This is a genomic window from Serratia ficaria (genome assembly GCF_900187015.1).
Lineage (GTDB): Bacteria > Pseudomonadota > Gammaproteobacteria > Enterobacterales > Enterobacteriaceae > Serratia > Serratia ficaria.
In genome coordinates, this window is sequence record NZ_LT906479.1 from 2190437 (window position 1) to 2204625 (window position 14189).

General features: G+C 60.6%; 12 protein-coding genes. 5 read left to right on the plus strand and 7 right to left on the minus strand.

What is annotated here, in order from left to right:
* The first annotated feature begins 22 nt into the window (after positions 1 to 22).
* A complete protein-coding gene (gene nagK / locus CKW09_RS10365) occupies positions 23 to 940 on the plus strand; it encodes an N-acetylglucosamine kinase (protein ID WP_061800544.1) in 918 nt (305 codons plus the stop codon).
* Positions 941 to 1019: 79 nt separating this feature from the next.
* Positions 1020 to 1856: a Sir2 family NAD+-dependent deacetylase gene (gene cobB / locus CKW09_RS10370; protein ID WP_061800542.1), complete on the plus strand. Its 837-nt coding sequence runs from the start codon at positions 1020 to 1022 to the stop codon at positions 1854 to 1856.
* 49 nt (positions 1857 to 1905) lie between these two features.
* On the opposite strand, the gene potD is transcribed toward cobB, so the two are convergent.
* A complete protein-coding gene (gene potD / locus CKW09_RS10375) occupies positions 1906 to 2949 on the minus strand; it encodes a spermidine/putrescine ABC transporter substrate-binding protein PotD (protein ID WP_061800540.1) in 1044 nt (347 codons plus the stop codon).
* A 238-nt stretch (positions 2950 to 3187) separates the two neighbouring features.
* Between potD and CKW09_RS10380 the strand changes: the two genes are divergently transcribed.
* On the plus strand, positions 3188 to 3901 hold the full coding sequence (locus CKW09_RS10380; protein WP_061800562.1) for a MurR/RpiR family transcriptional regulator: 714 nt from the start codon (positions 3188 to 3190) through the stop codon (positions 3899 to 3901).
* Positions 3902 to 3918: 17 nt separating this feature from the next.
* Here the strand turns inward: CKW09_RS10380 and CKW09_RS10385 are convergent, their stop codons facing one another.
* The 5 genes from CKW09_RS10385 to potA all read right to left on the minus strand — a co-directional run bounded on the left by CKW09_RS10385 (position 3919) and on the right by potA (position 9842).
* Positions 3919 to 5304, minus strand: coding sequence for a family 4 glycosyl hydrolase (locus tag CKW09_RS10385; RefSeq protein WP_061800538.1), 1386 nt, complete (start codon positions 5302 to 5304; stop codon positions 3919 to 3921).
* A gap of 22 nt (positions 5305 to 5326) precedes the next feature.
* The gene (locus CKW09_RS10390) at positions 5327 to 6886 is read right to left on the minus strand and encodes a PTS transporter subunit EIIC (RefSeq protein WP_095097105.1); all 1560 of its coding nucleotides are present in this window, start codon (positions 6884 to 6886) and stop codon (positions 5327 to 5329) included.
* 217 nt (positions 6887 to 7103) lie between these two features.
* A complete protein-coding gene (potC, locus tag CKW09_RS10395) occupies positions 7104 to 7886 on the minus strand; it encodes a spermidine/putrescine ABC transporter permease PotC (protein ID WP_095097108.1) in 783 nt (260 codons plus the stop codon).
* Positions 7883 to 8743 (minus strand): spermidine/putrescine ABC transporter permease PotB, encoded by an 861-nt coding sequence (gene potB, locus CKW09_RS10400; RefSeq protein WP_095097112.1) that lies wholly within the window; start codon positions 8741 to 8743, stop codon positions 7883 to 7885. Before potB ends, potC begins: the two co-directional genes overlap by 4 nt.
* Positions 8727 to 9842 carry a spermidine/putrescine ABC transporter ATP-binding protein PotA gene (gene potA / locus CKW09_RS10405; RefSeq protein WP_095097115.1) on the minus strand — a complete coding sequence of 372 codons (1116 nt, stop codon included), beginning with the start codon at positions 9840 to 9842 and terminating at the stop codon, positions 8727 to 8729. The genes potB and potA overlap by 17 nt, the downstream gene beginning before the upstream one ends.
* Positions 9843 to 10198: 356 nt before the next feature.
* Here potA and pepT point away from each other — a divergent pair, with 356 nt between their 5' ends.
* The gene (gene pepT, locus CKW09_RS10410) at positions 10199 to 11428 is read left to right on the plus strand and encodes a peptidase T (RefSeq protein WP_095100116.1); all 1230 of its coding nucleotides are present in this window, start codon (positions 10199 to 10201) and stop codon (positions 11426 to 11428) included.
* An 89-nt stretch (positions 11429 to 11517) separates the two neighbouring features.
* Positions 11518 to 12606: a malate/lactate/ureidoglycolate dehydrogenase gene (locus tag CKW09_RS10415; protein WP_095097118.1), complete on the plus strand. Its 1089-nt coding sequence runs from the start codon at positions 11518 to 11520 to the stop codon at positions 12604 to 12606.
* A gap of 349 nt (positions 12607 to 12955) precedes the next feature.
* On the opposite strand, the gene CKW09_RS10420 is transcribed toward CKW09_RS10415, so the two are convergent.
* Positions 12956 to 14077, minus strand: a complete 1122-nt coding sequence (locus CKW09_RS10420; protein WP_095097121.1) for a ribosomal protein uL16 3-hydroxylase — start codon at positions 14075 to 14077, stop codon at positions 12956 to 12958.
* Positions 14078 to 14189 lie beyond the last annotated feature (112 nt).

Below are 14189 nucleotides of genomic sequence, written 5' to 3' on the forward strand. Positions count from 1 at the left end.
TTTTTTAGCCTGAGGGTGGGTTATGTACTACGGTTTCGATATGGGCGGCACCAAGATTGAACTGGGCGTGTTTGACGAAAATCTGCAGCGCATCTGGCAGAAGCGGGTGCCGACGCCGCGCGAGGATTATTCGCAGCTGCTGGCGACGCTGCGCGATCTGACCCATGAAGCGGATGCCTTTTGCGGCCGGCGCGGCAGCGTGGGCATCGGCATTCCCGGCTTGCCCAACGACGATGACGGCACGCTGTTTACCGCCAACGTGCCGGCGGCGATGGGGCAGCCGCTGCCGCGCGACCTGGCCGAACTGATCGGCAGAGAAGTGCGGGTAGACAACGACGCCAACTGTTTTGCGCTGTCGGAAGCCTGGGACGACGAGTTTCGCCGTTATCCGACGGTGCTGGGCATTATCCTCGGCACCGGCGTGGGCGGCGGGCTGATCGTCAACGGCAAGACGCTGACCGGGCGCAACTATATCGCCGGCGAGTTTGGCCATTTCCGCCTGCCGGTGGACGCTCTGGAGGTGCTGGGACGTGACATACCTCGCGTTGCCTGCGGTTGCGGCCACCAGGGTTGCATAGAAAACTACATTTCGGGCCGCGGTTTTGAGTGGATGTACGCCCACTTTTACGGGCGGCACTTGCCCGCCACGCAGATTATTGCGCATTATCAGGCGGGTGAGCCGCAGGCGGCGGCTCACGTCGAACGCTTTATGGCCGTGTTGGCGATTTGCCTGGGCAATTTGCTGACCATTCTGGATCCGCATTTGGTGGTGATCGGCGGCGGGCTGTCGAATTTTGACGCCATCTACCGCGAGCTGCCGCAGCGCCTGCCGGCGCACCTGTTGCGGGTGGCCAGGCCGCCGCGGATTGAAAAGGCGCGCTACGGCGATGCCGGCGGCGTACGCGGGGCGGCGTTCCTCAATTTGGTACGCCCGAGCTAATTGGCGTTGCCGGCGGGTGACCAACAACGCGGCAACGCCAGGCAAGAAGGGCAGTCAAGGACAAGTAAGGAGAGAGTTAATGCACACTCGCCATCGGCTGTGCCAGTTTCGCAAGAGTAAGCATGTGCTGCATCAGCGCTTTCGTTCACGCATTTTTCACCGTGACACCATGGCGGCGGCCGAGCTGAAAAAGCCGTTTGTCGTGGTGTTGACCGGGGCCGGCATTTCGGCCGAATCGGGCATTCGCACCTTCCGCGCCGCGGACGGGCTGTGGGAAGAGCACCAGGTCGAAGACGTCGCCACGCCGGAAGGCTATCAGCGCGACCCGGCGCTGGTGCAGGCGTTTTACAACGCGCGCCGCCGCCAGCTGCAAACGGCGGAGATCGCGCCCAACGCCGCTCACCGCGCGCTGGCGGATCTGGAAGAGTGGCTGGGGGACAACTTCCTGCTGGTCACGCAGAATATCGATAACCTGCATGAACGCGCCGGCAGCAAGCGGGTGTTGCACATGCATGGCGAGTTGCTCAAGGTGCGCTGCACCAGCTCGGGCCAGGTGTTCGACTGGCCGGAAGATCTCGGCGTCGACGACCGCTGCCACTGCTGTCAGTTTCCGGCGCCGCTGCGCCCGCACGTGGTGTGGTTCGGCGAAATGCCGCTGGGCATGGACGACATCTATCAGGCGTTGGCCAAGGCCGACTTTTTCGTCGCTATCGGCACCTCCGGCCACGTCTATCCGGCGGCCGGTTTCGTGCATGAGGCGCGGCTGGGCGGGGCGTACGCCATGGAGCTGAACCTGGAGCCGAGCCAGGTGGAGAGTCAGTTCGACGAGAAGCATTACGGCCCGGCCAGCGAGGTGGTGCCGCGCTTCGTGCACAAATTCCTGGTGGGCAAGGTGGCGCGAGCGGATCGGCCATAAGGCGTGAGGCGGGGCGCAATGCGGATTGCGCCCCGGCGGCTGAGCGGGCCTAGCGGCCGGCTTTCAGCTTCTGGAAGTAGCTTTCATACAGCGTGCTGGCGTCGCCGACGTCGTTTTGCCATTCCCCGTTGTTGATCACCGACTCGTCCGGATACAGCGATTTGTCGTTGGCGATCTCCGGCGACAGCAGCTTTTTCGCCGCCAGGTTAGGCGTTGGGTAACCGATAGTTTCCGCCACCTGCACCGCAATTTCGGGCCGCAGCAGGAAGTCGATCAGCTTCAGCGCGCCCTCGACGTTCTGCGCATTGGCCGGAATGGCCAGGCTGTCCATCCAGAAGATGCCGCCTTCTTTCGGCCAGACGATCTCCAGCGGGGTGCCCGCCTGGCGCGCCACGAAGGCCGAACCGTTCCACACCATCCCCAGATTGACTTCCCCCTCCATAAACGGGTTGCCCGGGTTATCGGAGTTGAAGGCCAGCACGTTCGGCATCAGCTTCTGCAGCTCGTGGTAAGCGGCCTCGATCTGTTTGGGATCGGTGGTGTTGCCGGAGTAGCCCAGCTTGCGCAGCGCCATCTGGAACACTTCGCGCGCGTCGTCGGTCAGCAGCAGGCGGCTCTTGTACTGCGGCTGCCAGAAATTGGCCCAGGAGGTGATCGTGGTCGGGTCGAGTTCGTCGCTGTTGACGCCGATCGCCGTCGCGCCCCAGATGTAAGGGATCGAATAGTCATTGTTGGGATCGAAAGGCTTGTTCAGCAGGTTGGGATCCAGGTCTTTGAAATGGCTGAGCTTGCTTTTGTCGATCTTTTGCAGCATGCCTTCTTTGCGCATTTTGGCGATAAAGTAGGTTGAAGGCACCACCAGATCGTACGCGCCGTCCTTGTAGGTCTTCAGCTTGGCGTACATGGATTCGTTGGATTCGTAGGTGGAGTAAATCACCTTGATGCCGGTTTCCTTGGTGAACTGCTCCAGCAGCCCCGGCGGGACATATTCAGTCCAGTTATAGAAGTACAGGGTTTTGCCGTCAGAGGCGTTTGCAGAGCACATGCTCAGCGCCACCATCCCGGCTGCGAGCAGATGTGACCACTTTTTCATGCAGCGTATCCTTCAGCAGTATTTAGCCGTTCCCGTATGCGCCGCCGCCTGCCGCGGTGCGTCATACCCCAGAAAAAGGTCATTATAGGTGCCGGGGTCCAGCGGGTAAAGGCGGTTATCCCGTTGGCAAATCAGCGATTTTACCGACCGACAGCGTGTCACAGTTTTATCGCTGCCCGCTGGACAGCCGTGCACGCGCATGAGAAACATAATCTTAGTGAATAAGCAGGGGGTGGCGGTGAATTTCAAACAGGTTTTCAGCCAGGCGGATCTCAGCAAGACGGACCTGGCCATTCTCAACTGCATTCTCGACAATCCGGACGCCTGCATCGATGACGGCATCCGAGCGGTGTCCGCCCGCTGCTACAGCTCGCCGTCCACGCTGGTGCGTTTGGCCAAGAAGCTGGGTTTCCGCGGTTATCTGGAGCTGGTGTATTTCATCAAGTTCAACCTGGCGATGGCGCCGGCCTATTTGGCGGAGCGGCAGGGGCCTGCGGCGGTCAGCGCGCAGCAGCAGGCGCAGTTTCTCGACCTGCTCGACCACGGCAAGATTCTGATCCACGGCAGCGGCTTCTCGCAGCTGGTGGCGCAATACATGTACAACAAGTTTATGACGTTGGGCATCGACAGCTACCTGTCGCTGTGGCCGGATTTCGACATTCTCGATCGGGAAACGCGCTTTCGCTTCAATATGGTGATCGTGATTTCAAAGTCGGGCAACAGCGGCTCGGCGCTGAGCTGGGGGGAGGCGGTGAAGCGCAACGACATTCGCCTGGCGGCGTTCTGCGGCGATGGCGACAGCCCGCTGGCGCAGCAGGCCGACATGCGCTTTATTTATGAAGACCGGCAAAAATATGACCACGATATTTATTATCCCAATCCGTTCTTCGGCCACTGCCTGCTGGGATTCGAAAACCTGATCAAGGCCTGGTTTGAACGGCGCAGCCGCTGAAAGCCGCGCCGTCGCCGCTACCGCCAGTGTTCGGCATATTGCCGGTGGGCCTGCAGGTACTCTTCCACCAGCGTTTTCGCCAGCGAATAGGAGTTCACCAGCGGGTGCACCATCAGCGCCTTGATGGCCTTTTGCCGATCGCCGGTTAAAATCGCCGCCACCGCCAGCCGTTCATACTCCTTCACCCGGGCGATCAGGTTTTTCTGGGTATCGGGGATGTCGCGCATTTTCACCGGATGGATCCCGGCGCTGCTCAGTTCGCAGCTGATTTCAATCACGTCCTCCGGATGCAGGAAATCCAGCGTGTCGTTGTTCTGCATCGAGACGACGACGCGTTTTTGCTGGCCGCTGTTCACCGCTTCCAGGATGTCGATCGCCACGCCGGCGTAGCCGCCGCTGTCCGGCTGTTCGATAAACTGCTGCAGCGTCAGCATTTCGCGCTCTTTCACCTTGCCCTGGCTGGATTCGCGCTGCATATACGAGTTCTCGCGCGTCAGGTAATGGCTGAAATAGACGCTGAAGGCCTGTTCCAGTTGGCGGGGAATGTCCAGCTGCGCCAGGCTCGCCAGCATCTGTCGGTTGATGGCCGCAATCTGCTCGCCGCGGGTTTCTCCGGCGCTGACGATGGCGGCGATCGCCTGCTCGCGGTAGTAGTAGTAGTACAGATACTCGTTGAGCATCAGGTTATCCGACAGCGTCACCAGCTCCGGCGAGAAATATTTCATGCAGGTGTCGCGGTACAGGCGCGGATCCGCCAGCAGCCTGTCGGTCACCGGTTCGCCATTCACCCGCGCATTGCGGAACCAGGACAGGTGATTCAGGCCGAAGCAGTCGATGCTCAACTCCGCTTCGCGGCAGCCCAGCAGCTCGGCCAGTTCGCGGATAAACTCGCTGGGCGCATCGCAGATGCCGTACACCCGGCGGGTGAAGCCGGATTTGATGATAGCCTCGGTGACCATGCCGGAGGGATTGGTGAAGTTGAACAGCACCGCGTCAGGCGACGACAGCTGCTCGATCAGGCGGCAGTAGTCGACGATTGCCGGGATCGAGCGCAGCGCCATGGCGAAGCCGCCGGCGCCGGTGGTTTCCTGCCCCAGCACCTGGTGGTTGAGCGCAATGCGTTCGTCATGGATGCGGCCTTCCTCGCCGCCGATGCGCAGGGTGGTGATGATATAATCCGCGCCGCTCAGCGCCTGGCGCGCGTCGCTGGTCAGGCTGAAGGCGATATCGCCGCGGATGCGCTGGAACACCCCCTGGGCGATGGCGCCGTAAATCGCCAGCTTGTGCTGGTCGGTGTCCATAAACACCACCTCGGTAACGCCGATGCGGTGAGCGTTATAGGCGATGGACTTCGCCAGGAACGGCGAGCGCACGCCGCCGCCGCCCAATACGGTAAGTTTCATTCGATATCTCCCATTAATCATTTCACAGAGTGGCTAAATACTTCTCAACCTGATTTTTCACCTTGCCGACGGTGACGCCATAAATAACCTGCACTTCACGCCGATTTTTCACCACCCCTTTGGCGCCGGTGCTTTTTAATGCCGCTTCGTCTACCTGTTGCAGGTCTTTTAATTCCACCCGCAGCCGGGTAAAGCAGTTATCGACGGAAATGATATTGTCCTTGCCGCCGAGGGCGCGAATAATAATGCCGCTCAGTTCATTCGGTTGGTTCTTGCTGTTCTGATAATCCTGTTTGGAATACAGTTTGACGTCGTCCCGGTCTTCACGGCCCGGCGTTTTCAAATTGAGTTTCAGCACCAGGGTTTTGAACACCAGGTAATAGACCGCGAATTGCACCAGGCCAATCACCACGTATAGCGGCCAGCGGGTAAGGGTGGCCGGCAGCGGCAGGTTGTACACCAAAAACTCGATCAGGCCGCTGGCGCCCCAGGGGCGCACCTCGAACAGGTTGCAGGCCACCTGCGACAGCGCGGTCAGCACCGCGTGGATCACCCACAGCAGCGGTGAGATAAACAGGAAGGTGAATTCGATAGGTTCGGTGATGCCCACCAGAATTGACGTGGTGATGGCGGGGATCAGGATCGCCTTGGCCAGCGTTTTTTTCTCCGGTTTGGCGGTGCGGTAAAACGCCAGCGCCGCGCCCGACAGGCCGAAAATGGTCACCATGCCCTGTTGCGAGAAGCGCAGCGCCTCGTTCATCAACGGCGAGATGCCCGGGTCGCGCATATAGGCCAGGAAGATCGCCTGCGAGCCGGAGACGGTATGGCCATCCTGCACGATAGAGCCGCCGATGCTGGTGAGCTGGAACGGCGACCAGATAAAGTGGTGCAGCCCGGTGGGAATGAGGAATTTCTCGAAGAAGCCGTAAACGAACACGCCGAGCGAGCCGGAGCTTTTCATAAAGCCGGTCAGCGAGATCAGGCCGTGCGAAATGGCCGGCCACAGGTAGCTGAAGGCGATGGCGTATACCAGGATCACCGGCGTCATGGCGATCAGCACCAGCTTGGCGCCGCCGTACACCGAGAACACGCCGCCCAGCTCGACGTTGCACAGGCGGTTATGCACCCAGGCGATGGTGACGCCGAGGATCAGGCCGAGGAAGATGCCCATGTCCACCACGGTGAAGCCCAGCAGCTCGGTCTGCCCGGTGCCGTAGTGTTCGCCGTTGATTTTTTGCGCCACCTGGCCGCTGAGCTGCAGATAAGAGGCGTTGGCGCCGAGAAACATGATAAAGCACATTACCGCCACCAGCGCCGCTTCGCTTTTTTTATCCCTGGCTAATCCGTAGGTAATGCCGATGCAGAAAATCAGGCCGAGGTTGCCGAATAATGGCCAGAAGGTATCGCCGATCATTTTTCCGACATGAAAAATGCCGGAACTTTCATTAACCAGCGTGGGATTGGTGAGAATAGAACTTAATGCCAGTATCAGGCCGATAACCGGCAGAAAAAATATCGGTCCCATCATGGCTTTGGAAAAAAGCTGCAGCTTGTTCAAGATATTATCAATAATACCTTTCATGGCAGTTCCTTTTTTATATTTTAGTGGATACGACGTTGCTGATCATGCTCCCTGAAAAGATGAAAGTGATAATGGCGAGCCCTGCCTGGGTTCAGTTATAGGGGGAAAGATCCGGCGAAGCAATTGGCGGGAGGAAATAGGCACCGGTGGTCAGCGAATGACAACCGGTGCCGGTCGTGAAGGCGGGAGCAAAAGGGCGCCGCAGCGCCCTGCGGCGTCAGCCGGCTTTGGGACCGCGATCGCGCATGACCCACTGGCTGGCGATCACCAGCACCAGCGACAGCAACAACAGTATGGTGGCCAGGGCGTTGACCTCCGGCGATACGCCGACCTTCACCATCGAATAGATCTTCAGCGGCAGGATCTCGTAGCTGGGGCCGGTGACGAACGAAGACACCACTACGTCGTCCATCGACAGCGTGAAGCTCAGCAGCCAGCCGGCCGCCACCGCCGGCATCGCCAGCGGCAGGACTATCTTGCGCAGGATGGTGACTTCGCCGGCGCCGAGATCGCGCGCCGCCTCCAGCATTTTCACGTCGAAGCCTTTCAGCCGCGAATAGACGGTGACCACCACGAACGGCAGGCAGAAGGTGATGTGCGAGAACAGCAGCGACCAAAAGCCGAGCGAGATCCCCAGCAACATAAACAGCACCAGCAGGGAAATGGCCATCACGATATCCGGCGACATCATCACCACGAACAGCATGCCGCTGACGAACGGCTTGCCGCGGAAGCGGTAGCGATACAGCGCCACCGCGGTCAGCGAGCCAATCAGCGTGGCGAAGGTGGCGGACAGCACCGCCATGGTCAGCGAATGGCCCGCCGCCTGCAGCAGGCTGTCGTTGTTGAACAGCATACCGTACCAGTGAGCGGTGAAGCCCCGCCAGCTGATGCCAAAGCGCGAGGCGTTGAAGGAGTTGACGATCAGAATGACGATCGGGATATACAGGTAAGCGTATACCAGCGTCATAAAGCCGCCGCGCAGCAGACGGCCGATCATGCCAGATCCTCCTTCTTGTTCAGCAGCCGGGCGGCACGGTAGTAGACCAGCAGCAGCAGGCCCATGACCAGCGTCAGACAGATGCTGGTGGCCGCGCCGAACGGCCAGTCGCGAATATTGAGGAACTGGCTTTTGATCACGTTGCCGATCAGCAGGTTCTTGGCGCCGCCCATCAGATCGGCGACGAAGAACAGCCCCATGGCCGGCAGCACCACCAGCAGGCAGCCGGCGATAATGCCCGGCATGGTCAGCGGCACGATGATGCGGATAAAGGTCTGCAGCTTGCCGGCGCCCAGATCGCGCGCCGCTTCCAGGCAGGACTTGTCGAGCTTTTCGATGCTGGAATAAAGCGGCATCACCATAAACGGCAGCAGAATGTACACCAGCCCGAGGGTCACCGCCTCTGAGGTGTACATGATGCGCAGCGGTTTATCGATCAGCCCAATCCACAGCAGCGCGTCGTTCAGATAGCCGCGGGTGCTGAGGAACAGCTTCAGGCCGTAGATGCGGATCAGCGAGTTGGTCCAGAAGGGCACAATCAGCAGAAACAGCAGCAGCGGCCGCAGCTTCTGCGGCAGGCGCGCCAGGATGAAGGCGAACGGATAACCGATCGCCAGGCAGCACAGGGTGGCGATCAACGCCATGTTCAGCGAATGCAGCAGCACCTGGGCGTACAGCGGGTCGAACAGCCGGCTGTAGTTGTCCAGCGTGAACACCAGCCGCACCAGGTTGGCGTCGTCGCGCGTCAGGAAGCTGGTGCCGATGATCATCAGGTTCGGCATAAACACGAACAGCAGCAGCCAGGCCACCACGCTGACGATCACCGTATTCTGGAAGACCTTACGCGATTTCTTCATCGGCCAGCACCACCTCCCAACTTTCGACCCAGGTCACCGCCATCTTCTGATCCAGCGAGTGGTCGACGTCCGGATCGTCCTCGTTGAAAAACTCGCTGACCATCACCGTCTTGCCGTTTTCCAACTCGACCACCGACTCCAGCGTCATGCCTTTGTAGTTGCGCTCGCGCACGTAGCCGATCAGGCCGTCCGGCTGTTCGCCGTCGTTGACTTCCTCTACCCGCAGGTCTTCCGGCCGCAGCAGCACCTTCAGCCGCTGGCCCGCTTCGACCGGCAGCTCGGCGTAGATATCGCACTGGCGCCCTTCGACGTCGGCGCGCACCCGCTGCGGATCGAGGCGCTGCAGCACCACGGCGTCGAAGATGTTGATCTCGCCGATAAAGCTGGCGACGAACAGGTTCTTCGGTTCTTCGTAGATTTCACGCGGCGTGCCGTCCTGCTCGATGCGGCCTTCGCGCATCACCACAATGCGATCCGACATGGTCAGCGCCTCTTCCTGATCGTGGGTGACGAACACGAAGGTGATGCCCAGCTTGCGTTGCAACGCTTTCAGCTCGTTCTGCATCTGCTTGCGCAGCTTGTAGTCCAGCGCCGACAGCGATTCGTCCAGCAGCAGCACCTTCGGCTTGTTGACCACCGCGCGGGCGATGGCCACCCGCTGTTGCTGCCCGCCGGAAAGCTGGCCCGGCCGACGCAGGGCGAACTGATCCAACTGCACCATGCGCAGCGCCTCTTCGACGCGCGGCGTCAGTTCGGCGCTCGGAACTTTTTGCATGCGCAGGCCGAAGGCGACGTTTTCAAACACCGTCATGTGCGGAAACAGGGCGTAGCTCTGGAATACGGTGTTGACGTGGCGATGCTCGGCGGGGATGGCGGTGACGTCCTGGCCGTCGAGCAGGATGCGCCCCCGATCGACGTCTTCCAGACCGGCGATCAGGCGCAGCACGGTGGTCTTGCCACAGCCGGAAGGGCCGAGAATGGTGAGGAATTCGCCGTCGTTAATCGTCAGATCGAGATCGGCAATGATCGTTTTGCCGTCGAACCCCTTGCTCAGGGCATGCAGTTCAACGAGGGGTGTCAGAGAGGATTTCTCAGTCATTTATAGTGTCACTCTATCCCGTGGGCTAATGCAGATAGAACCGCAACTGGAAAAGACTGCCGGAGCTCGCGGGGCTAACCCGTTGATCAAATGAAGCTCAAAACCAGCTGCGCCAATGGAAATTTTTAGAGCGCGCATGATAGACGTTGACTCGCGGAATTGAAAGCCGTTCCGGCCCAGATGCGTCGTTTTTCATCATGATAGCGGCAGATGACCCTAATATGACAGCTAATCCCCCGCTGAAATCATCACAGACTTTAATGACATTCGTTAAATCTGGTTAAAAATGACCTGACTCAATATTTGATCCGGATCGGTTCCGCATAATGAAACGCGATATTCTGAGGGCCGCTACCATGGATAAACTACTTGATCGCTTTTTCAACTACGTCTCTTTCGACACCCAATCCAAAGCGAACGTCAAGCATGTGCCGAGCACCGACGGGCAGCTGAAGCTGGCGCGCGCGCTGCAACAGGAAATGATCGAACTGGGATTTGAACGGGTGTCGCTCAGCGAGCACGGCTGCGTGATGGGCACCTGGCCGGGCAACGTCGCCTGGCCGGTGCCGGCGATCGGTTTTATCGCCCATCTGGACACCTCGCCGGATTTCAGCGGCAAGCACGTCAATCCGCAGATCGTCGAAAATTACCGCGGCGGCGACATCGCGTTGGGCATCGGCGATGAGGTGCTTTCGCCGGTGATGTTTCCGATCCTGCACCAGATGCTGGGCCAGACGCTGATCACCACCGACGGCAAAACGCTGCTGGGCGCCGACGACAAGGCCGGCATCGCCGAAATCCTTACCGCCATGGTGCGCCTGCGCCGGCGCAAGATCCCGCATGGCGATATCCGCGTGGCCTTCACCCCGGATGAAGAGGTGGGCAAGGGCGCGCAGCTGTTCGACGTGGCGGCGTTCGACGCCCAATGGGCCTATACCGTGGACGGCGGCGGCGTCGGCGAGCTGGAGTGCGAAAACTTCAACGCCGCGGCGGTGACGGTGAAAATCGTCGGCAACGGCGTCCATCCCGGCAGCGCCAAGGGCGTGATGGTCAATGCGCTGTCGCTGGCTACCCGCATACACCAGGCGCTGCCCGCCGATGAAACCCCCGAAACCACCGACGGCTATCAGGGCTTTTACCACCTCAGCAGCATCAAGGGGCACGTGGAGCGCGCCGAGATGCACTACCTCCTGCGCGACTTCGAGCGCGAAGGCTTCGAGGCGCGCAAACGCAAGATGGTGGAGGTGGCCCGGCAGGTGGGCAAAGGCTTGCCGCGCGATTGCTATATCGAAGTGACCATCGAAGACAGCTATTACAATATGCGCGAACAGGTTGCGGAGCATCCGCAGGTGATTGCGCTGGCGCAGCAGGCGATGCGCGACTGCGGCATCGAACCGGTGATGAAGCCGATCCGCGGCGGCACCGACGGCGCTCAGCTGTCGTTCCGCGGCCTGCCGTGCCCAAATCTGTTTACCGGCGGTTATAACTACCACGGCAAGCACGAATTCGTGTCGCTGGAGGGGATGGAGCAGGCGGTGGCGGTGATCGTGCGCATCGCCGCGCTGACCGCCGAGCGGGCGCGATAAACGACGCTTGCCTTTGTCATAATTGCTTGCCGCAACAATGATTTGCTCTTAGTGTGAGGGAACACTTTTTAAGCGCAAGGACTTGCAGTATGAGCACTGAGTACCGCATCGACAGCCAGAGCCTGGGGCAGTTCGTTCAGGCCATCTGGCGCCAGGCCGGTAGCACGGCGCGCGAGGCCGAACTGGTGGCCGAGCACCTGGTGCAGGCCAATTTGGCCGGGCACGATTCGCACGGCGTCGGCATGATCCCCAGCTACATGGCCTCGCTGGCGCAGGGGCAGTTGCAGCTTAATCAACACGCCGAGGTGGTGCGCGACGCCGGCGCGGTGCTGACCGTCAACGGCGGCCGGGGCTTTGGCCAGGTGGTGGCCAACGAGGCGATGGCCAAGGGCATCGAACGCGCCGGGCAACTGGGGCTGGCGGCGGTGGCGTTGCACAATGCGCACCATATCGGCCGCATCGGCCACTGGGCGGAACAGTGCGCCCGCGCCGGCTTTATCTCGATTCACTTCGTCAACGTGGTGGGCGATCCTATGGTGGCGCCATTCGGCGGCAGCGATCGCCGCTTCGGCACCAATCCGTTCTGCGTCATCTTCCCGCGGCCGGGGAAAACCCCGCTGCTGCTGGACTTCGCCACCAGCGGCATCGCCTTCGGTAAAACCCGCGTGGCCTACAACAAAGGCTTGCAGGTGGCGCCGGGCTACCTGATTGACCAGCATGGCCAACCGACCCGGGAACCTAAGGTGATGCACCAACAGCCGTTCGGCTCGCTGCTGCCGTTCGGCGCCCACAAGGGCTATGCGCTGGCGGCGCTGTGCGAGATCCTCGGCGGCGCGCTGTCCGGCGGCCGCACTACCCATGACGCGACCCTGAAGGCCGACAGCGACGCCATCTTCAACTGCATGACCACCCTGATCCTCAACCCGCAGGCCTTCGAGGCGCCGGCGATGCAGGAAGAGGCCGAAGCCTTCATCGACTGGGTCAAGGCTTCGCCGCCGAGCGACGGCCAGCCGATCGCGGTGCCGGGCGAGTGGGAAGAGGCCAACCGCGCGGCGCGGCTGCAGCAGGGCATCCCGGTGGACGCCAACACCTGGCGGCAGATTTGCGCCGCCGCGCAGCAGGCCGGCATGGCGGATTCCGAGCTGGACGGCTACCGCGCCCAGGCGCGGCAGGCATAAAAAAGCCACCCGAATGGGTTAATGCTTGTCAGTTAGCGTTTTTCTGCGGGCGTTGGAGAAGTTTTCGGTCGATGAATATGAGATGTACCATGAAGCTCACGCGCCTCGACCGAGCAAGGGACCGTGGGCGCGGCCCCTTGCAACCCGCGCCTTTGCCCAATCAGACGGTTGGCTACGCCAACGTTACTCGGCCCCTCCAAGTGCCGTTCATTGCGGTAGCAGAGAAATGCAGGGTATTTACGGCAATTCTTCCTGCACGGAGCGAACAGAGATTGGATAAAAAAATGCCAGTCAGGCTTAACTGACCGGCATTACCCGAATGGGTGGCTTTATTGTTTCAATCGTCAGCTCAGTCGTTAAAGTACCAGTACCCGCTGTTGACCAGCGCGGTGAGCAGCGCCAGGAACGACGGATCGTCCAGCGCCTCGCCGAGCAGGGCGGCGTCGACGCTGAAGTGCTGGCACAGGGCGTTTGCGGCCTGCAGGTGTTCGGTGTCGATCAGTTCGCCGTTGACGAAGCACTGGTCGCCGACGCGCAGCACGCGCAGGCCGCCCAGGCGTTGCAGCAGCTCGCCTTGCTGCAGCAGCTCGTAAATTTCACCGGCCTGATACGGCGGCTCCGGCGGGGAGATGTCCAGCTCGTGGCGCGACTGCGAGGTAAACTCGCCGAACCAGTGCTGGAAGTGTTCCGGCTGCTGCACCAGTTCCAGCATCATCTGCCGCAGCGCGTCGACCTCCTGCGGCAGCACCTCGGCCGGCTGCTCGCGCAGCTTGATGTCCGGATCGCTGTAGCGCTTGCTGCCCAGCTCACGCGCCAGCACGTAGTCGGCGAAGCCGCTGACCAGTTCGCGGCCGTTCGGCGCGCGGAAGCCCACCGAGTAGTTCAGCGCGTTTTCCAGCGCGTAGCCCTCGTGCGGGAAGCCCGGCGGGATATACAGAATGTCGCCCGGTTCCATTTCTTCGTCGATGATGGCGTCGAAAGGTTCTACCTGCAGCAGGTCCGGATGCGGGCTGTGCTGTTTCATCGGCAGCTTCTCGCCCACCCGCCAACGGCGGCGGCCGGTACCCTGGATGATAAACACGTCGTACTGATCGAGGTGCGGGCCGACGCCGCCGCCCGGCACCGAGAAGGAGATCATCAGGTCATCCATTCGCCAGTCCGGCAGTTGGCGGAACGGGCGCATCAGCGCGCTGGAAGGCTCATGCCAGTGATCCACCGCCTGCACCAGCAGCGACCAGTTATTCTCGCCGAGGTGATCAAAGCTCTCGAAGGGGCCGTGCGCAACCTGCCAGCGGCCGTCCTGATGGCTGACCAGGCGGCTGTCCACTTCGTTTTCCATCGCCAGGCCGGCCAGCTCATCCGGGGAGATCGGATCGATAAAGTTTTTGAAGCCGCGCTTCAGAATCACCGGACGTTTTTGCCAATAGCGTTGCAAAAAATCGTTCCAGTCCAGATCTAATTGATAATCCATGTTCTATTCCAGGAGAGAGGAGTGAGCCTGAGTGCGATTATACGCGTCATGCTTCAAACTGCATCTTTGTTGGCTACGTTTGCTCACCTGAATCGCTTACTTCGGTAAGCTC